Annotated in this window: 23 protein-coding genes and 1 pseudogene; 1 reads left to right on the top strand and 23 read right to left on the bottom strand. The window is 30.8% G+C overall.

Going from position 1 to position 26,653, the window contains the following annotated elements; translation table 11 throughout:
• Positions 1–129: 129 nt before the first annotated feature.
• The 8 genes from QX51_RS07225 to rnr form a co-directional block, all read right to left on the bottom strand.
• A complete protein-coding gene (locus QX51_RS07225) occupies positions 130–525 on the bottom strand; it encodes a hypothetical protein (protein ID WP_079764849.1) in 396 nt (131 codons plus the stop codon).
• A gap of 238 nt (positions 526–763) precedes the next feature.
• Positions 764–1,924 (bottom strand): 8-amino-7-oxononanoate synthase, encoded by a 1,161-nt coding sequence (bioF, locus tag QX51_RS07220; RefSeq protein WP_039679234.1) that lies wholly within the window; start codon positions 1,922–1,924, stop codon positions 764–766.
• Between the two features lie 13 nt (positions 1,925–1,937).
• On the bottom strand, positions 1,938–2,717 hold the full coding sequence (locus QX51_RS07215) for a 6-carboxyhexanoate--CoA ligase (protein WP_039679233.1): 780 nt from the start codon (positions 2,715–2,717) through the stop codon (positions 1,938–1,940).
• A gap of 4 nt (positions 2,718–2,721) precedes the next feature.
• Positions 2,722–3,240 carry a hypothetical protein gene (locus tag QX51_RS07210; protein ID WP_039679232.1) on the bottom strand — a complete coding sequence of 173 codons (519 nt, stop codon included), beginning with the start codon at positions 3,238–3,240 and terminating at the stop codon, positions 2,722–2,724.
• Positions 3,233–4,603 (bottom strand): adenosylmethionine--8-amino-7-oxononanoate transaminase, encoded by a 1,371-nt coding sequence (gene bioA, locus QX51_RS07205; RefSeq protein WP_039679231.1) that lies wholly within the window; start codon positions 4,601–4,603, stop codon positions 3,233–3,235. The genes QX51_RS07210 and bioA overlap by 8 nt, the downstream gene beginning before the upstream one ends.
• A gap of 1 nt (position 4,604) precedes the next feature.
• Positions 4,605–5,291, bottom strand: a complete 687-nt coding sequence (gene bioD / locus QX51_RS07200; RefSeq protein WP_039679230.1) for a dethiobiotin synthase — start codon at positions 5,289–5,291, stop codon at positions 4,605–4,607.
• A gap of 42 nt (positions 5,292–5,333) precedes the next feature.
• On the bottom strand, positions 5,334–6,284 hold the full coding sequence (gene bioB / locus QX51_RS07195; RefSeq protein ID WP_330376049.1) for a biotin synthase BioB: 951 nt from the start codon (positions 6,282–6,284) through the stop codon (positions 5,334–5,336).
• Positions 6,285–6,428: 144 nt separating this feature from the next.
• Positions 6,429–8,597, bottom strand: a complete 2,169-nt coding sequence (rnr, locus tag QX51_RS07190) for a ribonuclease R (RefSeq protein ID WP_039679228.1) — start codon at positions 8,595–8,597, stop codon at positions 6,429–6,431.
• Positions 8,598–8,830: 233 nt separating this feature from the next.
• Between rnr and QX51_RS07185 the strand changes: the two genes are divergently transcribed.
• The gene (locus QX51_RS07185) at positions 8,831–9,769 is read left to right on the top strand and encodes an AEC family transporter (RefSeq protein WP_039679227.1); all 939 of its coding nucleotides are present in this window, start codon (positions 8,831–8,833) and stop codon (positions 9,767–9,769) included.
• A gap of 91 nt (positions 9,770–9,860) precedes the next feature.
• Here the strand turns inward: QX51_RS07185 and QX51_RS07180 are convergent, their stop codons facing one another.
• The 15 genes and pseudogenes from QX51_RS07180 to QX51_RS07110 form a co-directional block, all read right to left on the bottom strand.
• The gene (locus tag QX51_RS07180) at positions 9,861–10,232 is read right to left on the bottom strand and encodes a PH domain-containing protein (RefSeq protein WP_039679226.1); all 372 of its coding nucleotides are present in this window, start codon (positions 10,230–10,232) and stop codon (positions 9,861–9,863) included.
• A gap of 147 nt (positions 10,233–10,379) precedes the next feature.
• Positions 10,380–10,613, bottom strand: a complete 234-nt coding sequence (gene secG / locus QX51_RS07175) for a preprotein translocase subunit SecG (RefSeq protein WP_039679225.1) — start codon at positions 10,611–10,613, stop codon at positions 10,380–10,382.
• Positions 10,614–10,734: 121 nt separating this feature from the next.
• The gene (gene msrA / locus QX51_RS07170) at positions 10,735–11,658 is read right to left on the bottom strand and encodes a peptide-methionine (S)-S-oxide reductase MsrA (RefSeq protein WP_039679224.1); all 924 of its coding nucleotides are present in this window, start codon (positions 11,656–11,658) and stop codon (positions 10,735–10,737) included.
• A gap of 495 nt (positions 11,659–12,153) precedes the next feature.
• Positions 12,154–13,308, bottom strand: coding sequence for a glycerate kinase family protein (locus QX51_RS07165; protein WP_039679223.1), 1,155 nt, complete (start codon positions 13,306–13,308; stop codon positions 12,154–12,156).
• A 132-nt stretch (positions 13,309–13,440) separates the two neighbouring features.
• A pseudogene (pyk, locus tag QX51_RS07160) lies at positions 13,441–14,841 on the bottom strand (pyruvate kinase); the annotation flags it as partial.
• Between the two features lie 247 nt (positions 14,842–15,088).
• Positions 15,089–16,381: a phosphopyruvate hydratase gene (gene eno / locus QX51_RS07155; protein ID WP_039679221.1), complete on the bottom strand. Its 1,293-nt coding sequence runs from the start codon at positions 16,379–16,381 to the stop codon at positions 15,089–15,091.
• A 264-nt stretch (positions 16,382–16,645) separates the two neighbouring features.
• Positions 16,646–18,175 (bottom strand): 2,3-bisphosphoglycerate-independent phosphoglycerate mutase, encoded by a 1,530-nt coding sequence (gene gpmI, locus QX51_RS07150; protein ID WP_039679220.1) that lies wholly within the window; start codon positions 18,173–18,175, stop codon positions 16,646–16,648.
• Positions 18,176–18,178: 3 nt separating this feature from the next.
• The gene (gene tpiA / locus QX51_RS07145) at positions 18,179–18,934 is read right to left on the bottom strand and encodes a triose-phosphate isomerase (RefSeq protein WP_039679219.1); all 756 of its coding nucleotides are present in this window, start codon (positions 18,932–18,934) and stop codon (positions 18,179–18,181) included.
• Positions 18,935–18,956: 22 nt separating this feature from the next.
• On the bottom strand, positions 18,957–20,159 hold the full coding sequence (locus tag QX51_RS07140) for a phosphoglycerate kinase (protein ID WP_039679218.1): 1,203 nt from the start codon (positions 20,157–20,159) through the stop codon (positions 18,957–18,959).
• Between the two features lie 246 nt (positions 20,160–20,405).
• Positions 20,406–21,413, bottom strand: coding sequence for a type I glyceraldehyde-3-phosphate dehydrogenase (gap, locus tag QX51_RS07135; RefSeq protein WP_039679217.1), 1,008 nt, complete (start codon positions 21,411–21,413; stop codon positions 20,406–20,408).
• A gap of 52 nt (positions 21,414–21,465) precedes the next feature.
• The gene (locus QX51_RS07130) at positions 21,466–22,497 is read right to left on the bottom strand and encodes a sugar-binding transcriptional regulator (protein WP_039679216.1); all 1,032 of its coding nucleotides are present in this window, start codon (positions 22,495–22,497) and stop codon (positions 21,466–21,468) included.
• A gap of 278 nt (positions 22,498–22,775) precedes the next feature.
• Positions 22,776–23,771 carry an ABC transporter ATP-binding protein gene (locus QX51_RS07125; RefSeq protein ID WP_039679215.1) on the bottom strand — a complete coding sequence of 332 codons (996 nt, stop codon included), beginning with the start codon at positions 23,769–23,771 and terminating at the stop codon, positions 22,776–22,778.
• Complete coding sequence (locus QX51_RS07120; RefSeq protein ID WP_039679214.1) at positions 23,771–24,742, bottom strand: ABC transporter ATP-binding protein; 972 nt, start codon at positions 24,740–24,742, stop codon at positions 23,771–23,773. Before QX51_RS07120 ends, QX51_RS07125 begins: the two co-directional genes overlap by 1 nt.
• A 12-nt stretch (positions 24,743–24,754) precedes the next feature.
• Positions 24,755–25,651: an oligopeptide ABC transporter permease gene (opp4C, locus tag QX51_RS07115; RefSeq protein WP_079764851.1), complete on the bottom strand. Its 897-nt coding sequence runs from the start codon at positions 25,649–25,651 to the stop codon at positions 24,755–24,757.
• Positions 25,652–25,661: 10 nt separating this feature from the next.
• Entirely contained in the window at positions 25,662–26,648 is a 987-nt protein-coding gene (locus QX51_RS07110) for an ABC transporter permease (RefSeq protein ID WP_242842701.1), read from the bottom strand.
• Between the last annotated feature and the right edge of the window lie 5 nt (positions 26,649–26,653).

Here is a 26,653-nt window from a genome sequence, read left to right as displayed (position 1 = left end):
AAAAAGAATTATTAAGTAGTTTATAAGTAATTCTTAACTTTTGTTAAGAATTACATACACTTACAAAATTAACATCAAAAAATAAGAACCACCAATTACATTTATCTTGGTGATTCTTCTTTTATATATTTAACAAGCATTACAATAACTTCTATTATGATATTTATTGTCCTTAGTTTTCTGTTTTTTAGCTTCTATTAGCTCTTCTAAAATTTGTTTATATTTACTATCATTCGTAACCCTTATATGACTTTCTATTAAATAAATATTATTAGTTTTGGGTCTTTTCTTTTTTATACTATTGTCAATAATAGTCTTTGACATTTCAAAACTTTGAAGATGGGTATGACCATTTTCAAATTCTTTTTTTGTGTTATATACTATGTAGCCTTTCTTAACCTTTAAAATAATATACTCTTTCTTTTCATAAACCTTTTCTGCTCCTGCTGTTTTATTACACCTGCTTTCACATTTTCCATTACTACCTTCAACATCATTTCTAATAGAATTAATAACTTTAAGCATAACAACAACACTCCAATTATTTTAAATTTTGAAATATCTTAAGATAATTGTATATTAAATTACTACATAATATGTTACATAAAAGTTAAATAGTATAATTTATCCTTAGTTTTTATAATAAAAAATTCGCTTCGCCTGAGCGACGTGTCGGCGAAACACTTCATGTCGTCAACAATCTATCTTTGCTTCGCTTCAGATACATCCGTTGCTCCATTTAAATAGACTATAAATCCTTAGCTTAATTTATTATGTTATTTTCAATTAAAATATGTTTTAATTTATCTACTACAATATCCAAATCTTTTTTATCATGAGTAGACATTATAGTCATTCTCAGTATGGATTTATTAAGGGGAACTGTTGGATATCTGATGGCTGGTATATAAATTCCATTTTCTAATAAACTTTTACTAATATTCATAGCCAAGTCCTCATCACCTATAAATATTGGTATTATTGGTGAGTCTCTATTTTCATCTGTTTCTATACCTATTTCATTTAATTTTTTATTTATGTATTTTATATTATTATTTAGCCTTTGCACTCTATCTGTGCTTGCTATTAATTCAAAACTCTTAATAGATCCATTTATTATCCCTGGAGATAAGGCTGTTGAAAATATAAAACTTCTCGCTTTATTTTTTAGATAGTCAATTATATATTCATCTGCACATACAAATCCACCCTCACTAGCTACAGCCTTACTTAAAGTTCCTATAGTTATATCTACTTTGCAGTTAAAATACTCACTACTTCCTCTGCCATTTTTACCTATTACTCCAGTGGCATGAGCATCATCTACCACAGTAAGAAGATTAAATGCTTTTGCTATTTTCACAATCTCAGGTATATTGGCTATATCTCCATCCATACTAAATACACTGTCCGTTACTATAATCCCTTTAGTTGGATTTATGGTAGATATTTTATCATATAAGTCTTCCATATTATTATGTTTGTACACTATAGTTTTTCCTTTTGCTAGTTTACATCCATCTATTATGCTTGCATGATTTAATTCATCACTAAATATATAATAATTTTCATCACAAATTGCGGAGATAACACCCACATTTGCCATATATCCTGTGTTAAATATAAGCGCTGCTTCACAATTTTTAAACTTAGCTATTTTTTCCTCTAGTTTTTTGTGTAAATCATAACTTCCCGTAGTAAGTCTTGATCCACCAGAACCTAAGCCAAATTCATTTATACCATCAATAGCTGCCTTTTTTACTTCTTCATTATTGGCTAGACCTAGGTAATTGTTAGAAGACATTAATAATATTTCTCTTCCATCAATTACAGTATATTTATCCTGTGATTTACTTAAATATCTCATTTCTCTATATAAATTTTTTTCTTTTATTATCTGTAATTTTTCTTTTATATCATTCATATAAGATTACTCCCTATAGATTTAAAAATTCTTCGTATGTCATGTATGTCTGTTGAGATATATTATTTCTTATTATGGTTTTAGACTTTTCTATATAATCTATACAATCTTGTACATTATCTAAAGATGAATCATATAAAAATATTCTTCCACCACTTTCATCTCCAAACTCTTTTAGATGAGGAATTCTCACGTAGCCATATTTTTTAGATGATATATATCCTGCTGTATAGTTTGGATCATCAGAGTAACAAATCTCTCCTATTATATATGGACAATTTATAACTTTAGTAGCAAGTGCCAAGGCCTCTATAAAATGAGTATTCTGTCCAGATTCTTTTGTTAATCTATCTGTATTAGAATTTTCAAAATCCATATAAGTAGCTCTAATACCTCTATCTTTGTCTGGTTCCAATCTTTCAAGAGTGTTAATATCCAGCAGAATTGCGCCTCTCATACAAGAGGCTTGCTTAAATATTTTCAGTATTTTATTTGATTTTTCGTCATCTATACCTAATTTGTTTAGCAAGTACTTGACGCATTTAAATCCCTGAATAGTATTTTCAACTTCTACTGTTGTCACTTTCAATGGTTCTAAAAAAATTATTTTTTCTTCATCAAGTTTTTCAATTTTTATATTTATATTCTCTGCCTTACCCTTAGAATGAGTTAATGCTCTTTTTATAAGCCTGCTAACTGCTGTTTCTAAATTATCCTCGTCTACTATGCTTTCTGCTCCCGATATATGTTTGTTATCTTTAGACGATCTCATTTTTATGCTATGTAATGCCATTTTCTCACCCTACTTTTATTATTTTTTCTTTAGATCTTATAAAGCTTTTATAAGGAGTTTTTTTCATTATGTTTTCTATTACTTTGTAAATTAAGTATGAAGATATTAGTGTATATATCATTCCTGGAAATGCTGCCACTATTAACATTTTAAATGGCGTTCCGACTATGTTTGACATAACTATTCTACCTGCTATAGTTCCTATGGGACCTGCAATAGATACTACTAACAAACTTGGTCCTAGTATACCTATTATTCCACCACCTACTACTCTAAACGCCATGGCTACAATTATATTTAAAATTGTATGTGTACCCATGATTAAGTTTATAGTGCTGGCTATAACCCCTGCTGCTATATATCTTTTAAATCCAAAGGCCGCACATATTGCTATAGCTATTGGTGCTGACAGTTGGAACTCAGTCCCTGGTATAATACCTGGTATTTTAAAACTTCCTGATATAGCAATTATCACAGCTAATAAAGATATTAGAGTTAACTCTTTAGTCTTACTATTATTCATTTATTCCTATTCCTTTTTTATTATTAAAATATTCATTTATACTATCTCTTGCTGTTTCTACCATGAAATCTATTTCGCCTTCACTTATTACGAAAGGCGGCATGAAATAAACTATGTTGCCTAATGCTCTTAGTAAAACTCCTTTTTCCAGGGCTATTTTATAAATGTTGTATCCTACTCTTTTTTCACCTTCAAATGGTTCTTTAGTTTCTTTATCTTTTACTAATTCAATAGCACCAATCATTCCTATCTGACGGTATTCTCCCACATAAGGAATGTCTTTTATTACACTTTCAACTTTTCTTCTTAGATATTCACTTTTATCTTTGTTAACATTTATAACATCATCATCTTCAAATATATTTAAAGTTTCCAATGCCACGCTACATCCCAATGGATTACCTGAATAACTGTGACTGTGTAAAAATGCCTTCATTGTATTATATTCATCATAAAATGCATCGTAAATTTTATTACTCATAAGTACTAATGAAAGTGGCATATATCCTGCTGTTAATCCTTTTGATAAGCACATTATGTCAGGTGATATATTGGCATGTTCACAAGCAAACATCTTGCCAGTTCTACCAAATCCTACTGCTATCTCATCTGCAATTAAGTTTATATCGTATTTATCGCATAACTCTCTTAGCTTCACTAAATATTTAGGTGAGTATATTTTCATTCCTGCTGCACATTGCACCATTGGCTCTATAACTATTGCACTTACTTCTTCATGAATTTCTGCTATGGTATTTTCCATATGAACAAAACATTCGCCATTGCAATTTTCTCTATTTTTATTAAATTCACATCTAAAACAATCAGGTCCCTTAACTGTTGTAGTTTCTAATAAAATTGGCTTATATATTTTGTTATATAAATCTACGTCTCCTATTGATAAAGCTCCTATTGTTTCACCATGATATGCATCTGATATGTTTACAAATTTAGTTTTTCTTGTTTTGCCAATTTGTTGATGATATTGAAAGCTTAATTTCAAAGCTATTTCTATGGCTGATGAACCATTATCACCAAAGAAAACTTTTTGTAATCTATCTGGAGTTAGATTTATGATTCTTTCACTAAGTTCTATGGCTGGCCTGTGAGTAAAGTTTGCAAATATAACATGTTCTAATGAATTTGACTGATTATATAAAGAATTGTTTATACGCTCATTGGCATGTCCAAATAGGTTAACCCACCATGAAGATACTGCATCTAAGTATTTTTTCCCGTTCATATCTTCTAAAAATACACCTTTACCATTTTTTATTACTATAGGTGGAAATTTTTCGTAGTCTTTCATTTGTGAACATGGATGCCATATATATTTCAAATCTTTTTCTTGTAAATTTTTCATGTTATTTTTCCCCCTTGAATACCAATTCTATTATCTTATTTATATCTATTTTTTTATATTCTTCTTCTATTGATTTCTTTGAAAAGTCTTCTAACTTATTAAATTTATGAATTATATTCAAATTAGTAAGTTCTTCTATTTGTTTTATATTGTCATTTTCATATAACTTATTGTTATATTGATTTATTATTATGCCTTTAACTTTTATGTTTTGTGCTTTTAGAAACTCGTTAGTAAGTACGGTATGATTTATAGTTCCAACTCCTGCTCTAGCAACTATTACAACATCTAAATTCAAATCTTTAATTAAGTTATACACATAATATTTATTATCCACAAGAGGAACTACTATTCCTCCGGCTCCTTCCACAATTACATAGTTATGACTGTTTATAAGTTTTTTATAATGATTTAATATAACTTCTTTATATATCTTCTTATTTTCTAATTTGCAAGCTAAATGAGGAGATACAGCTTCTTTCAGTGTATATGTATTCATTTCTTCTATGCTTAAATCTAGATTAGCCATTTCTTTGTAGAACCTAGTATCTCCATTACCTCCACTTTGTACAGGTTTATAAGGTATGACATCTTTGTTGTTTTGTTTTAGAGCATATGTTAAACCTGCTGTTACAAAAGTTTTTCCTGCATCTGTATCTGTTCCAATTATGAATATTCCTCTTCCCATGCTGTGCCTCCAATTTAACTTAAAAGTATTTTATAAGACTATTTATATTTCGTACCCTAGTTCAATTATCATTTTCACATCATCGTCTATTTGATTACCGCAAGTAGTTAACATATCTCCTGTTATAGTAGCATTGGCACCTCCTGTGAAAGCTTTCTTACCAAATTCACTTAGCAGATTTCTTCCTCCTGCCAATCTTATTTCAGCAGTTGGATTTATAAATCTATATATAGCAACCATTTTAAAAAAATCTTCTTCTATTATAGAATTTTTTCTTTCTATAGCAGTACCTTCTATGTAATTTAGCACATTAAGTGGTATGGATTTTATATTCAAATCTCTAAGTTCAAAGGCCATATCTATTCTATCTTCTTCACTTTCACCTAGACCCATTATCCCACCACTACATACTATTAGTCCTGCTTTTTGTGCAGCTTTTATAGTCTCAATTTTTTCATCATATGTATGTGTTGTACAGATTTTATCAAAGTAATTTCTAGATGTTTCTAAGTTGTTGTGATATCTTTTTACACCTACTTTTGCAAGCTTTGTCAAAGATTCTTCTCCTAGTAATCCATGAGATGCACAAGTTTCTATTCCAACTTTATCTATTATTTCTTCAAAAGATTCACAAACTTTGTCAATTTCTCTATCACTTAATTTTCTTCCTGATGTTACTATCGAATATCTTCTTACTTGTTTGTCTTTATGATGTTTTGCATCCTTTAGTAAATACTCTGTATCAAGTAATGGGTAAACCTCTGTGTTAGTTTTATGGAATGATGATTGAGCACAGAATTTGCAATTCTCACTACACTTTCCACTTTTTCCATTTACTATTGAACATAAATCAAACTTATCCCCTAAAAAATGTTTTCTCAACTCATCTGCACAATCTGCCAATATTTCTAAATCATATGTTAATAAGCTCTTAGCTTCTTCTTTATTTATTAAGTATCCATGTTTTATTTTTTCTTTTAATTTATATATCATATTAATTCTCCTTGAAATTCATTTGAATATTTTGCCATATGATAATAATATTCTATTATATTTTTTAGGTCAACCTTTATTTTTTTTAGGTTAACCTTTATGATATAAAAAAGAGAGGATATAACTCCTCTCTCAATAAATTTATTAATTTTCTTCTTTTAAATCTTCTTCTGTATGACTATCTTCTAATTTAGCTATTAATCTAAAATCTATTTCTCTAAAGTCAACATTTACATTTTCAACTTGGATTTTCACAGTATCACCAATTTTGAAAGTTTTATGAGTTCTTTCACCTATAATTGTATACTTTTCTTGGTCGAAAATATAATAATCATCTCTCATATTAGCTAGTCTTATAAGACCTTCTACTGTATTGTCAAGTTCAACGAACATACCAAATGAAGTTACACTTGATACTACACCTTCAAATTCTTGACCAACTTTGTCTGCCATATAGCACGCTTTGTAGAAGTCGTGAACATCTCTTTCAGCAAGTTCTGCTGCTCTTTCTCTTTCTGATGATTGAGTAGATGCGTATTCAACTATATGAGCTAATTGCTCTTGTCTCTTATTATTTATTTTATTGTTTAATTGCTCTTTTATTATTCTATGAATTTGTAAGTCTGGATATCTTCTTATTGGAGAAGTAAAGTGGCAGTAGTATTTTGCCGCTAATCCAAAGTGACCTATACATTGTGGTGAATATTTAGCTTGTTTCATAGAACGAAGCGCTATTGTACTTATTGATTCTTCTTCTTTTGTACCTTTTATTTTTTCTACTATTCCTTGGATTTCTTTTGGATGAACATTTTCCATATCACCTTTTATAGTGTATCCAAATGTCGCTATGAATTTCTTAAGATCTTCCATTTTTTCTGCTGATGGAGTCTCATGTATTCTATAAACAAAAGGTAGTTGTAACCAATAGAAATGTTCTGCTACTGTTTCGTTAGCTACAAGCATGAACTCTTCTATCATTTTGTTTGATATTCTTCTTTCGTAGTGTTTTATATCTACTACTTCACCATTTCCATTTAATATTATTTTAGCCTCTGGGAAGTCAAAGTCTATAGCTCCTCTTCTTTGTCTTCTCTTCATTAAAATTCTAGCTAGTTTCTCCGCTTTTATAAAATCATCAACTTGAGCAGCAAAAGTTTGTTTTAATTTTTCATCGTCTTTTTCTAGTATGTCAGATACTTCAGTATAAGTCATTCTAGCTTTTGAATTTATTACAGTCTCTGCTATATCAGAATTAACAACTTTACCTTCTGAATCAATTTCCATGAAACAAGATAAAGTTAATTTATCTTCAAACGGATTTAGTGAACAAACACCGTTTGATAATTGTTTTGGTAACATTGGTATTACTTTATCTACTAAATAAACAGAAGTAGCTCTTTTTAAAGCCTCTTTGTCTAGTTTACTCTTTTCTTTAACATAATGAGTAACATCAGCAATATGTACTCCAAGTTTATAATTACCATTTGGTAATTCTTCTATTGAAATGGCATCATCTAAGTCCTTTGCATCTTCACCATCTATTGTAAAAATATTAAGGTCTCTTATATCAAGTCTTCTTGCTATTTCATCCCTTAAATCTTGATCTGCCACATGATTAGCTTCGTCTATTACTTTTTTAGGAAATTCCTCTGGAAGTCCATGGGCTCTTATTATTGAGTCAATTTCTACTCCTCTTTCACCTTTTTGACCAAGTACCTCTATTATTTTACCTTCTGGTTTTCTATTTTCTTGTGGCCAAACTGTAATTTCACAAACTACTTTATCATCATTTTTAGCCCCAGAGAAAAATCTCTTTGGTATAAATATGTCTTGATTAAATTTCTTGTCATCAGGCACAACAAAACCAAAGCTCTTGTTTTCTTGGAATAAACCAACAACTCTAGTTACTTCTCTTTTAATTATTTTTATAACCTTACCTTCTGCTCTTCTATCTTCTGTAGCAGGTGTTATGATTTCTGCCATAACTCTGTCATTGTGAAGAGCTCCATTTATATCATCTTTTGGAATAAATAAATCTTGTGTAAATTCTTCGTCAGATTCAACAAACCCAAATCCTTTTCTATGAGATACAAATTTTCCTACAAATAATCCCATAGTATTTGGCGACATAATTCTTCCCTTTTTCGTTTTAACAATATATCCGTCTTCCTCTAATTCTTCTAAAAAATTATAAAACATTGGCATTTCTGCTGGGTGTATATTAAAAATTAGTGCTAATTCTTCCTTTTTAAGAGGATTGTAATGGTTATCATTAATTAGCCCTAGTAATGATTCTCTTAGTTTCTCTGTCATATAATACCTCCTATTATACTTATTATTATCTTTATTTTATTTATTTATTAAATTATTAATATTATTTCCCAGATCAATTCAAGGTATTTTTTTAATTAAAAAATAACTCTTTAATTTATATCTATCAACCTATTTTAACTAAAATATTCTAGTTTGTCTAATTTTTGTATATTTGCATTTTTATTACTTCTTATTTATACTTTTATTATGCTAAAAAAGGGGGAATGACATATATGGAAAATCTAATTTTATCCTTTAATGTGGTGGCACCACTATGTATAGTAATGGCTCTTGGTTATTTTCTTAAATACATAAAGGTCCTCGATAACAGTTCAGTAAAAGTCATGAACAACGCTACCTTTAAAGTATTTTTGCCAACTTTACTATTTTATAACATTTATACAACAGATTTATGTAATGTCTTTAATCCAAAACTAATGATATTTGCTGCCACCTCTATTATCGCTTTATTTGGAGTTTTATTTTTAATTATACCCATAATTGAAAAAGACAATAAAAAAAGAGGAGTTATGATTCAAGGTACATTTCGTAGCAATTTTGTACTTTTCGGAATACCTGTTGCAACTTCCTTAGTAGGTGAAGGAAAAATTGGAACAACTGCTCTTTTGATAGGAATAGTAGTTCCTTTATTTAACTTTTTATCTGTAATTGCCTTAGAAACTTTTCGTGGTGGAAATATTAATATAAAAAAAATCATTCATGGAATAATTACAAATCCTCTTATTATAGGTGCTTGCTTAGGTTTATTATTGTTAATTTTTAGTATAAAACTTCCGGTATTTATTGTAAGCACAATTAAGGATATTTCAAAAATGGCAACACCTTTATCATTAACATTACTTGGTGCTTCATTTTCCTTTTCTAATGTAAAAAAATATCTAAAAGAGACAATTATAGTCGTTTTAGGGAAATTAATTATTACTCCACTTATATTTATAGTAATCTCATATTACTGTGGATTTAGAGATGTTTCTCTTTTATCCCTTATGATTATGTTTGCATCACCAACTGCTGTATCAAGCTTCCAAATGGCAATGCAAATGGATGGAGATAGTGATTTAGCCAGTCAAATAGTAGTATTTACTTCTGCCTTTTCCATAGTAACAGTATTTAGTTGGATTTTTGTGTTAAAACAACTATCCTTAATTTAATTATATGATTCAAAATTATAAAACCGAACCACAAGGCTGCAAAAATAAAAAAGTAGATATCATCTCATTTAATATGATATCTACTTAAAATTTATCTTAAAATACAGTGAGCAATAAGTCTATCAAACTCCCTCACATCTACACCTTTTTGTAGAGTTATTTTTATCTGACCAGCTCTAGTCCAAAGTTCTACCTCTGCACTTAAATCAAATAACAAGCCTGCAGTCTCCGTTGACCACATGTTTATTGATGAGTATGGTATAGAATAAATCTCTACCTTCTTGCCAGTTAGCCCTTGTACATCCCTTATTATTATTCTTTTATCTGTAAAAGTTGCACTATCACGTAGTGTCCTGTATGCTGCAACTGCCACTTCCCCTGGAGCCAATACATCTACGACATCTTCTGGTATTTTACATTTTGATACGAAAACCCACTCTAAAATATTATCTATTTCAGCCATATTTTTCCCTTCCTTGTCATAAATTTTATATCATACTTACATTATAACAAAAAAAATGACTACACTTTTGTATAATCATCTTCTTGGTTTAAAAATTAAATTTAACCTTTAACTTTTTGAATATTAAATTTGGCCATTTATTTAATATTATTTGTTTACTACTAATAATGCTAACGCATTTATAAAAAATAGTATTGATACTATTTTAGTTGATTTTAAAAGAAATGCTTGTTTTCCTTTTGGCTTGAAGTAAGCTTGTGAACCTTCTTCTGAACCACTAAAATCTGACTTAAAGTTATCTTTACCTTCTTGTGGCATAATTACTAACATTAAGAATACTGCTAAAACAAGTTGTACTCCCATTAATGCATTATTTAACATAGGTAACCTCCTATTTACGATATTAATAAATATTCAACCTTTAGTTTATCATAGTATGGTGTATTTTACAATGAATTGCCCTATCTTTTATCTGCAAATTAGAGCCACTCTTACTACTTTTCTATAAGTACTCTAAGTATTGTTCATATCCTTCTTCTATCATTTTTTCCTTTGGAATAAATCTCAATGATGCAGAGTTAATACAAAATCTAATACCTCCCATTTCTTTTGGTCCATCATCAAATACATGACCCATGTGAGCTCCACTTTTGCTACCTTTTACTTCTACTCTTTCCATGTTGTGAGAATAATCTTCGTAAAAATCTAGTATTCCTTTTCCAATCGGCTTTGAAAAACTAGGCCATCCACACCCTGAATCAAATTTATCCTTAGATGTAAATAAAGGCTCTCCACTTATTATATCTACATAAATACCTTCTTCAAAATTATTGTAATATTCATTGCTAAAAGGTGGTTCTGTTGCAGAGTTTTGTGTTACTTCATATTGTAGTGCTGTAAGATTTTTCTTTGCCCATACTTTCTTAACATGTTTTGCTCTTCCAGAACCTTCGTAGTATCTATTATAATGATCTGGATTTTTCTTATAATAATATTGATGATAGTCCTCTGCTGGATAGAAAGTTTCAGCTTTTCTTATTTCTGTAACTATAGGTTTATCATATAATCTACTTTTCTCCAAATCTTCTTTAGATTTTTCAGCTTCTTGCTTTTGATAATCATCATGATAAAAAATCACTGTCTTGTAATGATGTCCTAAATCAGCAAACTGGCCTCCTACTTGAGTAGGATCAATAACACTCCAATATATGTCTAAAAGTTCTTTGTAACTTATTATTTCATCATCAAAAGTAATTTGTATAGCTTCGATATGTCCTGTTAAATCAGTACAAACTTCTTCATAAGTGGGATTTTTTGTATATCCACCAGTATAACCAGATATGACAGATTCTACTCCTTCATACTCATCAAAAGGCTTTACCATACACCAAAAACATCCACCTGCAAATGTTGCTAACTTCTTCATAAAAACGCCCCTTTCATATTGACTTCATCTTTATTATTTTTATTCCCTAAATAGTTTTATATAATCTATAAATTTTTATTAATATATTATTTTAGTATAATTTTATATTAAATTTATATTTTCTTAGTATATCTATAATTTTTAATATTGATATAATATAGGTAAGAGATAAAAACACAGTCTGGCTGATAGTACAGACCTATTGAAAAATAGAAGTAACCTGACATCCTGGGGTTGCCCACTCTCTTGTAATAAACAAAACAGAAGGAATTTATTATGGACAAAGTTAGTGGAAGTTTCACTCTATTATTTGAGAATCCTTTTAGGGTAGGTGCATTTGAAAGTGATATTGGAAAAAACAATCAAAATTAAGCAAAGAGCAAGCCGAAGAACTAAGATTTTCCTTAAGACAGCAAAAGAAAAAGCATAAAGATTATTAAATTTAATATAAAAATAGCAACTATATAACATAGTTGCTATTTTTAATATGATTTATTATAAAATTTCATTTTTGCTTAAAATTTTTACAAGATTAAAAATTTGTGTAGAAGTATTAATTATATTGTTTTCTGCATTTTTATGGTCCATAGCTTCTTTTAAAGTAATTGCTGTGTTAACTATTGAAAAAAATGCATCAATTCCTTCTTCATTACATGTTATGGCATCATCTGTTGTACACCCTGCTATTGCTATAACCTTGGCGCCATACTTCTTAGCTAGTTTTGCAACTCCAATAGGTGCTTTACCCATGGCAGTTTGATTATCCAACCTTCCTTCACCAGTTACAACTATATCAGCATCTTTTACTGATTCTTCTAATTTAATTTCATCTAATATTATTTTTATTCCAGACTCTAATTTTGAATTTAAGAATGTTAAAAATCCATATCCTAATCCTCCTGCTGCTCCTGCTCCAGGTGTGTTCGCTAAATCCTTATTTAAATCTCTTTTTACTATTTCAGCAAAATTTTTAAGCCCTTTATCTAACTCATCAACTATCTCTGGTGTAGCTCCTTTTTGTGGACCATATATATGTGCCGCTCCATTTAATCCAAATAAAGGATTATTTACATCACAAGCAATTTTAAAGTTACATTCATCTAATTCTTTTAATTTTCCACTATCATCTATTCTTTTTATTTGGTTTAATACTTTCCCACCTAAATTAACTAAGCTATTATTTTCATCATAAAATTTAAATCCTAAGGCTTGAAGCATACCTACTCCTGCATCATTTGTAGCACTTCCTCCAATTCCCATTATGAAGTTTCTACACCCTTCATCTATGGCAGCTTTTATTATTTGTCCAACTCCGTAAGTTGTAGTTTTTAAAGGATTTTTTTCTTCTCCTGAAACTTGAGTAATTCCCGCTGCTTGAGCTATTTCCATAATTGCCGTTTTATTATCATCTAATATGCCATAAGTTGCTTCAACTAACTTTGTAGCTGGACCACAGACCTTTACAACTTTTCTTCTTCCATTCATTCCATCTACTAAGGCATCAACTGTACCTTCTCCACCATCTGCCAACGGTTTTATTTCTATATGTGCATCAAGTTTAGAATTTTCTATTCCTTTTTTTATAGCATTAGCTGCTTCTATTGAACTTAAACTTCCCTTAAAAGAATCTATGGCAATTACAATTTTCATAAGTATATTACCTCCTACTAATATTATATATTATTAAATATACTATATTTTTCATAATAACAAAAAATCCTAGCCATAAAGTAAATTATACTATTATTGACTAGGATTTTTATTAATTTAAGGTTTTTATTAAACTGTTTCTACTTTTATTAAGTTAGTAGTTCCATTACCACCAGCAGTTATAACTACTACATCATTTTCGCTTACGTAGTTAGCTGCTTTAGCTGCCTCTATAGAATTTACTATAACTTGATCCGTATTTGTTGACTTTTCTCTTATAACTGGAAGCACACCCCAAGTTAAAGATAATTGTCTTCTAACACTTTCATGACTAGTTGTTGCTATTATTGTGCAGTCTGGTCTGAATTTAGATACCATTCTTGCAGTGTGTCCTGAAGAAGTTGAACTAAGTATTGCTCTTGCTTCTAAATCCATAGCAGTTGTACAAGTTGCATAACTTATAGCATCTGTAACATTCTTAGATTTATTTATCATATCTCTTTTATTTTTCATTGTTTCTTCTGCTCTTTTAGCTATTGTAGCCATAGTTCTTACCGCTTCCACTGGATATTTACCTGCAGCAGTTTCTCCTGATAACATTATTGCATCTGTTCCATCGTATATAGCATTTGCAACGTCTGTAACTTCTGCTCTAGTTGGTCTTGGATTTCTCATCATAGAGTCAAGCATTTGAGTAGCTGTTATAACTGGTTTTCCAGCTTCGTTACATTTTTTAATCATTAGCTTTTGAACAACTGGTATTTCTTCTGTTGGTATTTCAACTCCAAGGTCTCCCCTAGCTACCATTATTCCATCAGAAACCGCTATTATTTCATCTAAATTATCTACACCTTCTTGGTTTTCTATTTTAGATATTATTTTTATATGATCAGCATTGTTTTCTTCTAATATTTCTCTTATAGCAAGTACATCAGATACTTTTCTTACGAAAGATGCTGCTATAAAATCTATTCCTTGCTCTATCCCAAACTCTATATCACTTCTATCTTTTTCAGTTATAGCTGGAAGATTTACTTTAACTCCTGGCACGTTAACCCCTTTGTGGTTTTTAACTATTCCTGAGTTTTGAACTTCACAAACTATATCATCTCCATTTATCTCTTTAACAGTAAGCCCTACTAGACCATCATCTATTAATATAGTGTCTCCTGCTTTAACATCATTTGCTAAACCTTTGTAACTTACTGTACACATATCTTTATTCCCCATAACATCTTTCATTGTTACTGTGAAAGTTTGTCCTTCTTCTAAAAAAACTTCTGGTACATCAAATTGTCCTGTTCTTATTTCTGGTCCTTTAGTATCTAAAAGTATAGCAGTAGGTTGACCTAATTCTTCTCTTAATTTTTTAACTAGATCCATTCTTCCTTTATGTTCCTCATGAGATCCATGCGAGAAGTTCATTCTACACACATTTAATCCACTTTTCATAAGCTCTCTTAATACTTCTTCTTTTTCACTAGCTGGCCCTAATGTACAGACAATTTTAGTTCTTTTTATGTTGTTTATCATGATTTGCTCTCCCTCTTGTTATTTAATACACACTTTTTATATGTTTTAGTGTATAATAAATAGTGTTGTTTATTTTATTGTGTTATATTAAAATTTACTTCAAACATATTTTAAATTAAATACCATTATTGGCAGTAATGGTATTTTATATTTAAAAAAATCCTAGTCAGTAGTCCAACAATAATACTACAACGACTAGGATTTTTTATATTAAAGTCTTATCAATTAAACTTTATTTACTTTCAAACTATTTTTTTAAGTTGTAGAAAGAGTTTAATCCACAGTATCTTGCACAGTCTCCAACCATTTCTTCTATTCTTAATAATTGGTTGTATTTAGCAACTCTATCAGTTCTTGATGGAGCACCAGTTTTTATTTGTCCTGCATTTACAGCTACAGCTAAGTCAGCTATAGTAGTATCTTCAGTTTCTCCTGATCTATGAGATATTACTGCAGTGTATCCAGCTCTCTTAGCCATTTCTATAGCATCTAAAGTTTCAGTTATAGTACCTATTTGGTTAACTTTTATTAATATAGAGTTAGCAACACCAGCTTCTATACCTCTTTCAAGTCTTTCAGTGTTAGTAACGAATAAGTCGTCTCCTACTAATTGTAATTTATTTCCTAATCTTTCAGTAAGAACTTTCCATCCATCCCAATCTTCTTCGTCTAATCCATCTTCTATAGTTATTATTGGGAAGTTGTTAGCCCAATCTTCATATAATTCAACCATTTGCTCAGCTGTTAATTCTTTTCCTTCTCCAGCTAAAACATATTTTTTAGTTTCTTTGTTGTACATTTCTGTAGCAGCAACGTCTAGTCCTAACATAACGTCTTTTCCTGGCTCATATCCAGCTTTAGCTATAGCATCAACTATTAATTCTAATGCTTCTCTATTTGATCCTAAGTTTGGAGCGAATCCACCTTCGTCACCTACCCCACAAGCTAATCCTTTTTCTCCAAGAACTTTCTTTAATGAATGGAATACTTCTGCACCCATTCTTAAACCTTCTTTGAATGAAGGAGCTCCAACTGGTAATATCATGAATTCTTGAACGTCAACGTTATTATCAGCATGTTCTCCACCATTTAATATGTTCATCATTGGAACTGGTAATTGTTTAGCATTAACTCCACCTATGTATTGGAATAATGGTAATCCTAATTCTTCAGCAGATGCTCTAGCAACAGCCATAGAAACACCTAATATTGCATTAGCTCCTAATTTACCTTTGTTGTGAGTTCCGTCTAATTCTATTAATAATGCATCTATTCCTGGTTGATCAGTAGATTCCATTCCTTCTAATTCTTCAGCTATTATGTTGTTTACGTTATCAACAGCAGTTTGAGTTCCTTTTCCTAAGTATCTTCCTTTGTCACCGTCTCTTAATTCAACAGCTTCGAAAGCTCCTGTAGATGCTCCAGATGGAACTATTGCTCTACCTTCTGCTCCTGATTCTAATACTACTTCAACTTCTACAGTTGGGTTTCCTCTTGAGTCTAAGACTTCTCTTGCGTATACTGATTCTATTACTGACATGGTATTTCTCCCTTCAATTTGAAAAATTTATTTGCTAACTTATAACTTCAAATTTAAAATGTGTAATTTAAAATTTATTATACTTATTGATGGGTAAGCCATAAATTTCTTAATTATCCCTTTTTAAATTATTTATTATAAATATAATTTTTTCCTAAATTAGCAACCTTTTTATAATTTTTGTTTTATAGTTTTGCTAATAGACTAATTTTAATCTATTATATTATAATATTTATAAATTTTCATTATACATTTGAATGAAAACTATTTACTTATTAATGATTGACCAGTCATTTCTTCTGGCTTTTCTAAATTCATCATATCTAATATAGTTGGTGCTATATCAGATAATCTACCACCACTTTTTAACTTAGAGTTTTTATATTCTTCTCCTGTTAATATAAGTGGTACTGGGTTAGTTGAATGTGCTGTTATAACTTTTTTAGTTTCATCGTCTATCATAACCTCAGCATTACCATGGTCTGCTGTTATTATAGCACTACCACCTACTGAATTTAATTTATCTACTAATTTACCAACACAATCATCTACTGCTTCTATAGCTTTAACTGCTGCTTCCATAACTCCCGTATGACCAACCATATCAGGATTTGCGAAGTTAACTACTATAAAGTCGTATTTATCTTCATCTATTTTTGCCATAACTTTTTCAACTAGTTCTGGTGCAGACATTTCTGGCTGTAAGTCATATGTTGCAACCTTTGGTGAAGGTATTAATAATCTATCTTCACCTTCGTTTGGCTCTTCCACACCACCGTTAAAGAAGAATGTTACGTGAGCATATTTTTCTGTTTCAGCAGCTCTTAATTGAGTTTTGTTATTCTTAGCTAAGTACTCTCCTAAAGTATTAGCTAGTGATGCTGGACCAAATGCTATATGCACGTTTGGTATAGTTACATCGTATTCTGTTAAGCATACAAAGAAACATTTTATTGGAGATTTTTCAAATCCACTAAATTCATCACTTACTATAGCTCTAGTTATTTCTCTAGCTCTATCTGGCCTAAAGTTGAAGAATATAACTGAGTCTCCATCATTTATTTTTCCAACTGGCGCATTATCTTTAGTTATAACAGTTGGCATGATAAACTCATCGTTATTTCCTGCTTTATATGAGTTTTCTACGGCTTCACTAGCAGAAGAAGCAGTTTCTCCTTCTCCTAAAGTCATAGCATTATAAGCTTTTTCAACTCTTTCCCATCTTTTGTCTCTATCCATTGCGTAGTATCTACCGCTTACTGTAGCAAATTCTCCACATCCTATCTCTTCAATGTATTCTTCTACTTCTCTTACATAGTGGATAGCACTTTGAGGATCTGTATCTCTACCATCAGTAAATGCATGAACGTAAACTTTCCCTACGCCTTGTTCCTTAGCCATTTTTAATAAAGCTTTTAGGTGATCTATATGTGAATGTACTCCACCATCAGATAATAATCCCATGATGTGTAACGCTTTTTCTTTACCATTTTCCATAGCTTGGCATAGTACTTCATTTTTAAAGAAGTCGCCATCTTCTATTGATTTTGTTATTCTAGTTAAATCTTGATAAACTATTCTTCCTGCACCTATGTTAGTATGACCAACTTCTGAGTTACCCATTTGACCATTTGGAAGTCCAACATCAAGACCACTAGCATTTATTAATGTATTTGGATATTCTTCTATAAGTCTTTTTATATTAGGAATGTTTGCTTTATCTATAGCACTACCTTCCTTTTTAGTTGTATGACCAAATCCATCCATTATGATTAAAGCTACTGGTTTTTTCATTAACTATTTCACTCCTTGATAATTTACAAGTGCCATATAATCAGCTGGTTGTAAAGATGCTCCACCAACTAATGCACCGTCTATGTCGCTTTGTCCCATTATTTCTACAACATTTCCTGGTTTAACACTTCCACCATATTGTATTCTAACTTCATTAGCTAATTCTCCATATAAAGAAGCTATTACTTCTCTTATGTAAGATATAACGTCGTTAGCCTGCTCAGCAGTAGCAGTTTTTCCAGTTCCTATTGCCCAAATTGGTTCATAAGCTATAACTACTTTTGCTAAATCTTCTGCTTTAACATTAGCAAGACCTGCAACAACTTGAGTTTTAACAACATCTTTAGTTTTGTCAGTTTCTCTTTCTTCTAACGTTTCACCACAGCAAAGTATTGGATCTATTCCAACTTCTAAAGCTTTTAATACTTTTTTGTTGCAAGTTTCATCAGTCTCATTGAAGTATTCTCTTCTTTCTGAGTGACCTATTACAACATAGTCCATATCTAACTCTTTAAGCATTGATGGAGATACTTCTCCTGTGAATGCTCCATTGTCTGCAAAATGCATATTTTGAGCACCAATTTTTACATTAGTACCTTTTGTAGCTTCTTTTAAATCTTTTAACATAGTGAAAGGTGCACATATTACAGCATCTACACTTTCATCATTTAATTTACCCTTTATATCATTAACAAATTCAACAGCTTCTGCTATTGTTTTATTCATTTTCCAGTTTCCCGCAATAATAGGTTTTCTCATGGTTATTCCTCCACCTTCAATATTATTTGTTATCTAAAGCAACTATTCCTGGTAATTCTTTTCCTTCTAAGAACTCTAGTGATGCTCCACCACCAGTTGAAACGTGAGTCATTTTATCTCCGAATCCTAGTTGGTTAACAGCAGCAGCACTATCTCCACCACCGATTACAGTTGTAGCATCTTCTAAGTTAGCCATAGCTTTTGCTATTGCTAAAGTACCTTTGGCGAAAGCTTCAAATTCGAATACTCCCATTGGTCCATTCCATACTATTGTTTTTGAATTGTTTACAACATCAACAAATTTAGCTTCTGATTTAGGTCCTATATCAAGTCCCATATGACCTGCTGATATGTTTTGATCTTCTGTCACAACAACTTCAGCATCAGCAGCAAATTTAGAAGCTGCTCTTGAGTCAACTGGTAATAAGAAGTTAACACCTTTTTCTTTAGCTTTTTCTAACATTTCTTTTGCGTAATCAACTTTATCTTCTTCACATAAAGAAGTTCCTATTTCGTATCCTTGTGCTTTTAAGAATGTGTAAGCCATTCCTCCACCGATTATTATGTTATCAACTTTTTCTAATAATTGATTTATAACTGCTATTTTGTCAGATACTTTTGATCCTCCAAGTATAGCTGTGAAAGGTCTTACTGGATTTGCTACTGCTTCTCCTAAGAATTTTAATTCTTTTTGGATTAAGTATCCACAAGCTCGCTCAGATAAGAATTCTCCAGCACCTACTGTTGAACAGTGAGCTCTATGAGCAGTACCGAAAGCATCATTTACAAATATTTCTGCTAATGAAGCTAATTCTTTTGAGAAGTTTTCTTCGTTTTTAGTTTCTTCTTTTCTATATCTAGTGTTTTGTAGTAATACTACATCACCATTTTCCATTTTTTCTACAGCCGCTCTTGCATTTTCCCCAACAACATTATCATCAGCAGCAAATACCACTTCTTTACCTAACATTTCAGATAATCTAGCAGCAACTGGTGCTAAAGATAATTCTGGTTTAGGTTCTCCTTTTGGTTTTCCCATGTGTGAGCAAAGTATAACTTTAGCCCCATTTTCTATTAAATATTTTATAGTAGGAAGAGCTCCATTTAATCTATTTTCATCAGTTATTTTTCCATCTTGTAGTGGAACATTGAAGTCACATCTTACTAATACTTTTTTTCCGCTTACGTTTATATCTTCGATTGTCTTTTTGTTTAACATTGACATGGTACAATCTCCTTTCAGTATAATTACTCCGTCTCTATTATATATCTTTTCATACTATTTTGTATATATTATACGCACAATTTTATATGAATTATGTTATACTATTCCCTATTTCGTATATCATTTTTAATTTAAGGTTTAATTTTATATGATTATTGATATATTAGTCATATATCAAAGTAGAATTGCTAATAAAAAAGTCCTGAGCCCGTAGTATAAAACTACAAACCCGGACTTTATGTCATACTATTTAGCTAATTTAGCAAAATATCCTAATGTTCTTATTAATTGAGAAGTGTAAGACATTTCGTTGTCATACCAAGAAACAGTCTTAACTAATTGTTTTCCGTCTACTTCCATAACTCTTGTTTGAGTTGCATCGAATAATGAACCGTAGCTTATTCCTATTATATCAGAAGATACTAAGTATTCTTCAGTGTATCCGAATGATTCGTTAGCAGCTTCTTTCATAGCAGCGTTTATTTCTTCTACTGTTACATTTTCTTTTAATGTACAAACTAACTCAGTTAATGAACCAGTTACAACTGGAACTCTTTGAGCAGCTCCGTCTAATTTACCTTTTAATTCAGGTATAACAAGCCCTATAGCTTTTGCAGCTCCTGTAGTATTAGGAACTATGTTAGATGCAGCAGCTCTAGCTCTTCTTAAATCACCTTTTGGATGAGGGCCATCTAAAGTGTTTTGGTCATTAGTGTAAGCATGTATAGTAGTCATAAGACCTTTTTCTACACCGAATTTATCGTTTAATACTTTAGCCATTGGTGCTAAACAGTTAGTTGTACAAGAAGCTCCTGATATAACTGTTTCAGATCCATCTAATATATCTTGATTTACGTTGAATACTACTGTTTTAACATCTCCACTTGCTGGTGCAGATATAACAACTTTTTTAGCTCCTGCTTCTAAGTGAAGACCAGCTTTTTCTTGAGAAGTAAAGAATCCAGTACACTCTAATACTATATCAACTCCAAGTTCTCCCCATGGTAAGTCAGCTGGGTTTCTTTCAGCTGTAACTTTTATTCTTTGTCCATTTACTACGAAAGCTCCATCTTCAACAACTATTTCACCGTTGAATCTTCCTTGAGCTGAATCATACTTAAATAAATGAGCTAATGTTTTAGCGTCAGTTAAGTCGTTTATTGCAACAACTTCAAACTCTTCTGTTTGCTCCATTAATTTTCTTAATGCTAATCTACCTATTCTACCAAATCCATTAATTGCTACTTTAACCATTTGATATACCTCCTATGTGGTGTAATTTTCATTATATTTTTTACTAGGCAAGCTAGTTATTTACAGTAAGTTCAAGAATTTTTCTTGCACTATCTTCATCTGTAACAAGAACTAAATTCTTGTTTAGTTTGGAAATTGGAATAAAAGCTTCTGCCTTTTTTCTCCCCGCAAATACAGCTATAGTCTCTCTTTTATTTTTGAAAGATTCCATATCAATCCCCACTGTATTTAACTTGTAAACAATTTCCCCTTTTTTATTAAAATAATGACCAAAGGCTTCACCTATAGCTTCTTTGTCCATTATCTCTTTTGCTTTTTCATCTGATAATTTTCTTCTTTTTACCATCTCATCAGCTCGGCCAATACTAAATACTAGCACATTGGAATTTTGTATTAATTCTAGTGTTTTCTTTATTTCTGGCTCTTGTGTAAGCGTCTTTATTGATGCCTCACAAAGCTCATCTGGTATATTTAATAACTTATACGTTGAGTTTATATTCTTACTTACTTCCGCTACTACATTATTTGATTGTGTCTCAATATCAAGACCAACACTGCCTCTTGCTGGAACTACTACTGTAGAGCTAAATTTTTTATCACATTTAATTGATTTAGCAAATTCAAGCATTGTACTTCCACCAGCAATGGAAACTATGTCATCATCTTTAAGTATACTTAAAAAATACTTTGAAGCTCGTTTTCCAACATCTTTTAGTAAGCTGTTGTTTTGTTCATAGCTACCAGGTATTAGCAAGACTTTTTTTATTCCTAAAGCAAGTCTAAGCTCTTCTTGAAGAGAATTAATTCCCATTACATCATTCATGCTATCTTTTAGAACATTTAGTATTTCTTTACCTTCTTCAGTAATAGTCATTCCTTTTAAATTTACATCTATAAGACCTTGATTTTTTAAAAGCTCTGTTTCTGATCTTATTATTCTCTCTCCACTTTGAAGATTTGCTGCTAAAGCACGTCTTCCTATTGGTTCACTTAAAGATATCTCCCTTAAGATCAAATATCTCTTTGTCATAATGTCGATAACTTCAGGAATCAATTTTTGCTGAATTTTTAATAAATTTTTCATTATTACATCCTCTTGATTTAATAACCGGGACTTTTAATGTCCCTTACGTTTATTTTGTGTCCCACAAGATAATTTTATTGTACTCTACTGAAAACCATTTTTCAAGTAATTTTTTCTATTTTCTAAAGTAAATTTTTTTTAACTTTTGACAAAAAAATGCCCTTAATATCTATATTTTATTTTATCCTGCAAAAAGCATTTTATCCTTTTTTACAAAGATGAGTATTCTACTAATTTATAGGCTTTTACTATTTATTTTCTATTTACAAATCTCTAGATTAATATATATGACATGCCACACTAGTTCCATTGTCTAAAGTTTTCCATTCTGGACTTTCCTTTACGCAACGTTCTGTTTTGTATGGACATCTAGTATGAAACCTACATCCTCTTGGTAAATCAACAGCACTTGGCATACTTCCTTTTAGCTCAATTCTCTCTTTTACTTCACCCGGATGTTGAATTGGCACTGACGAAATCAATGCCTTTGTATATGGATGTTTTGGATTGTTATACACTTCATCAGCTTTTCCCTTTTCCACAATCTGTCCTAAATACATAACAGCTATTTCATCACAAAATGATTTAACTACACTAAAATTATGAGATATAAATAAATATGTCAAACCAAACTTATCTTTTAAGTCTAGCATTAAATTTAAAATTTGAGATTGTATAGATACGTCTAATGCTGCCGTTGGCTCATCACATACTATAAATTTAGGATTCATAGCCAACGCCCTTGCAATACTGATTCTTTGTCTTTGACCTCCACTAAATTCATGTGGATATCTAAATATACTTATCTCATCTAATCCACATAACTCTAGCATTTCTTTTGTTTTTTCTTCAATCTTATCTTTTGGAACTATTTTATGCTTTTTAATTCCTTCAGATACTATTTGTCCTACACTTTTTCTTGGATCCAAACTTGCATAAGGATCTTGAAAAATTATTTGTATATCACTTCTTAATTTAGTCATTTCATTATTCGATATTTTTATGTTATTTTCCACATCAAAAATGACATTATCTTTGAATGATACTTTTCCACCTGTTGGAGGTATTAATCCTAAAATAGTTTTTCCTATTGTTGATTTTCCACAACCTGATTCACCTACTAGCCCTAGTATTGTATTCTCTTTTATAGAAAAACTAACTCCATCAACAGATTTAACATATTGTTTTTCTCTTTTAAAAGATTTCCTTCTAACTGGGTAATATTTTTTGAGATTTGAAACTTCAAATATGATTCTATCCCCTTTATTCATCATTATTTTTCGTCTCCTTTCTCATAATTAAAACAACGTACCCTATGGCCTTCATTTAAATTTACCATTGGTGGTTGTGAATTTTCACATTTCGATATTCTTTTTTTACATCTTTTATAATAAGCACAACCCTTTATATCTTCATATAGATTAGGAACATTTCCTTCTATAGATTTGAATCGTCCATTAAAATTTTCAGGCATAGCTCCTAACAAATCTTTTGAATATGGATGTTTTGCATTATCAAAAAATTCTTTAACATTACACTCTTCAACAACTTTACCATAATACATTACAACTACTCTTTGCGCCATTTCTGCTATTATTCCTAAATCATGGGTAATTAACATTATTCCGCTATTACTTTCTTCCTTAACCTGCTTTAAAAGCCCTATAATCTCAGCTTGTGTTGTTACATCCAATGCAGTCGTTGGTTCGTCAGCTATTATAAGTGAAGGATTGCAAATCATTGCCATAGCAATCATTATTCTTTGTTTTAATCCACCACTTAATTCAAATGGATACTTGTTTAAAACAGCCTTAGGATCTGGTATATTTAATTTGTTTAAAAGATCTATTAGTTCACCTTTACAATTATTTTTCTTATCCGGTCTATGAATTTTGTATACTTCTCTCAATTGTTTATAAATTGTTACTACTGGATTAAGAGCTGTCATAGGTTCTTGGAATATCATTGAAATTTTATCCCCTCTTACCTTACACATTTCTTTTTCAGTTAAATCTATAAGATTTTTCCCCTCAAATAATATCTTACCTGATTCAACTTTTCCACTTTCGCTATTGATAAGCCCCATAATAGCCAAAGAGGTAACGCTTTTTCCGCTTCCTGATTCCCCTACAATACCCAATACTTCACCAGAATTTACACTTAAATCTACACCTTTTACTGCTTCAACCTTTCCCATTACTGTATGAAAGGAAACTTTAAGATCTTTTACTTCTAACATACTCATTACTATTTCCTCCTACAGACGAGTTTTCGGATCTAGAGCATCGCGAAGCCCATCTCCAACAAAGTTTATTGATAATACCATTAAAATGATTAAGCTACCTGCTGGTATCCAAAGCCACCATTCTCTTTGTAACGTTCCTATATTTTGTGCAGCAATTAACATATTCCCCCAACTTGGTTGTGGTAACTTAACCCCTATTCCTAAAAAGCTTAATGAGGCTTCTGTTAAAATACCATTTGCTATCGCTAATGTTGATGCAACTAATATGGGTGACATTATATTAGGAAGTATGTGACTCTTTATTATTTCAAAAGAAGATAACCCCATGGCTTTAGCTGCCATAATATAATCATTCTCTTTTAACGATAAAATCTCCGCCCTTACTATTCTTGCTATATTAGGCCACATTAAAAAACCAATTATTATAATCAGATTCTTAACCCCTGGACCTACTACTGCTGCAACTGATATTGCAATAACAAAGAATGGGAAACACATTATTACATCAATTATTCTCATAATTATTTTTTCAGCTATTCCCCCAAAATAGCCTGCGATGGCTCCCATTATTACCCCTATAACTAATTGCAATGTCATTGATGCAACACCAACTACTATGGATACCCTACCTCCATAGATCAATCTCGTAAACACATCTCTTCCAAGTTCATCTGTTCCTAATATATGTTCACTATTTGGTGCCATTTTTATATTAAATAAATCTGTTTCACTAATTGTATAATCCGTAAGTAATGGTGCACATACTGAAAGTAACACTAATATTAAAATTATAAATACACCTATTACCGCTAATTTGTTGTTCTTAAACTTACGAAAGGATATTTCTGTTAATGATACATATTTTTCTTTTTTTGCCTTGTCTTCTCTTTTTAAAGTATTTGCAACCATAGTATCCTCCCTATTGACTTAATCTAATTCTTGGATCTGCTATTGCATATAAAATATCTGCTATTATATTTGCTACTACAATAACAACTGCTATAAGCATTGTTATACCCATTATCAACATATAATCTCTATTCATAATTGCGTTGTAATTTAATGTCCCTATTCCTGGCCATACAAAAACAGTTTCAGTAATTAATGCACCTGAAACTAACGCTGGCAATTGCATACATAAAACTGTAATTATGGAAATCATAGAGTTTCTAAGACCATGAGTCCAAACTGCTTTATTTCTAGTAAGCCCTTTAGCTTGAGCGGTTCTCATATAATCTTTATTTAAAGAATCAAGCATAGAAGACCTTGTATATCTTAACAAGGTAGCAGTTTGAGTAAGTGATAGCACTATAACAGGCATAATCATATGCTTGATTATATCTATAACTCGCTCAAAACCTGTATATGATGCTGTTAAAGTTTCCATTCCTGACGATGGTAAAATAGCTAAATCATATCCAAGCCATTTTACTATCAACAAACCAAAGAAAAATGTTGGCATAGATATTCCTACAAATGAAAGAAAAGTAACTATATAATCTATCCATGTTTTAGATTTGGCTGCTGTAATAACTCCAACTACTATTGCCAATATTGAGCTTAATATAAATGAAACTATTGATATTAATAATGTATTTTTTAATGCTTCAACTATTATTGAAAATGCTGGTGCATTGTATTGAGTTGAATATCCAAAATCACCAACTATTGCTCTCCCTATCCATTTCAAATACTGAAGTGGAATGGGATCATAGTATCCTAATACCCTTAGTTTTTGTTCTACTACTTCGGGTGGAACATTAGGATCGATCATGTTTAAATATGGATTACCTGGTTGAAGATGAATCAGTGTAAACACTGTAACAGATACTCCAAATAATACAATCAGTGCAACCCCTAATCTTTTTGCTAAGAATTTTCCCATACTATCATTGATCTCCTTCATAAAAA

It is taken from the genome of Terrisporobacter othiniensis (assembly GCF_000808015.1).
Taxonomy (GTDB): Bacteria; Bacillota; Clostridia; order Peptostreptococcales; family Peptostreptococcaceae; genus Terrisporobacter; species Terrisporobacter muris.
This window is presented reverse-complemented; position numbering and strand designations above follow the sequence as displayed.

Bases quoted from the DNA above. Each gene is read 5' to 3' on its own strand.
- bioA (WP_039679231.1), bottom strand. From the start codon at position 4,603: ATGAAAAATTTACAAGAAAAAGATTTGAAATATATATGGCATCCATGT.
- eno (WP_039679221.1), bottom strand. From the start codon at position 16,381: ATGTCAGTAATAGAATCAGTATACGCAAGAGAAGTCTTAGACTCAAGA.
- QX51_RS07125 (WP_039679215.1), bottom strand. From the start codon at position 23,771: ATGATGAATAAAGGGGATAGAATCATATTTGAAGTTTCAAATCTCAAA.
- QX51_RS07185 (WP_039679227.1), top strand. From the start codon at position 8,831: ATGGAAAATCTAATTTTATCCTTTAATGTGGTGGCACCACTATGTATA.
- gpmI (WP_039679220.1), bottom strand. From the start codon at position 18,175: ATGAAAAAACCAGTAGCTTTAATCATAATGGATGGATTTGGTCATACA.
- secG (WP_039679225.1), bottom strand. From the start codon at position 10,613: ATGTTAAATAATGCATTAATGGGAGTACAACTTGTTTTAGCAGTATTC.
- QX51_RS07215 (WP_039679233.1), bottom strand. From the start codon at position 2,717: ATGGCATTACATAGCATAAAAATGAGATCGTCTAAAGATAACAAACAT.
- bioD (WP_039679230.1), bottom strand. From the start codon at position 5,291: ATGGGAAGAGGAATATTCATAATTGGAACAGATACAGATGCAGGAAAA.
- bioF (WP_039679234.1), bottom strand. From the start codon at position 1,924: ATGAATGATATAAAAGAAAAATTACAGATAATAAAAGAAAAAAATTTA.
- gap (WP_039679217.1), bottom strand. From the start codon at position 21,413: ATGGTTAAAGTAGCAATTAATGGATTTGGTAGAATAGGTAGATTAGCA.
- msrA (WP_039679224.1), bottom strand. From the start codon at position 11,658: ATGAAGAAGTTAGCAACATTTGCAGGTGGATGTTTTTGGTGTATGGTA.
- rnr (WP_039679228.1), bottom strand. From the start codon at position 8,597: ATGACAGAGAAACTAAGAGAATCATTACTAGGGCTAATTAATGATAAC.
- QX51_RS07180 (WP_039679226.1), bottom strand. From the start codon at position 10,232: ATGGCTGAAATAGATAATATTTTAGAGTGGGTTTTCGTATCAAAATGT.
- QX51_RS07210 (WP_039679232.1), bottom strand. From the start codon at position 3,240: ATGAATAATAGTAAGACTAAAGAGTTAACTCTAATATCTTTATTAGCT.
- QX51_RS07140 (WP_039679218.1), bottom strand. From the start codon at position 20,159: ATGTCAATGTTAAACAAAAAGACAATCGAAGATATAAACGTAAGCGGA.
- bioB (WP_330376049.1), bottom strand. From the start codon at position 6,284: ATGATATATAAATTAAAAGAAAAAATAAAACATGGATACTTAATAAAT.
- opp4C (WP_079764851.1), bottom strand. From the start codon at position 25,651: ATGGTTGCAAATACTTTAAAAAGAGAAGACAAGGCAAAAAAAGAAAAA.
- QX51_RS07120 (WP_039679214.1), bottom strand. From the start codon at position 24,742: ATGAGTATGTTAGAAGTAAAAGATCTTAAAGTTTCCTTTCATACAGTA.
- QX51_RS07110 (WP_242842701.1), bottom strand. From the start codon at position 26,648: ATGAAGGAGATCAATGATAGTATGGGAAAATTCTTAGCAAAAAGATTA.
- QX51_RS07165 (WP_039679223.1), bottom strand. From the start codon at position 13,308: ATGAAAATTGTAATTGCCATAGATTCTTTTAAGGGAAGTTTAAGTTCA.
- tpiA (WP_039679219.1), bottom strand. From the start codon at position 18,934: ATGAGAAAACCTATTATTGCGGGAAACTGGAAAATGAATAAAACAATA.
- QX51_RS07130 (WP_039679216.1), bottom strand. From the start codon at position 22,497: ATGAAAAATTTATTAAAAATTCAGCAAAAATTGATTCCTGAAGTTATC.
- QX51_RS07225 (WP_079764849.1), bottom strand. From the start codon at position 525: ATGCTTAAAGTTATTAATTCTATTAGAAATGATGTTGAAGGTAGTAAT.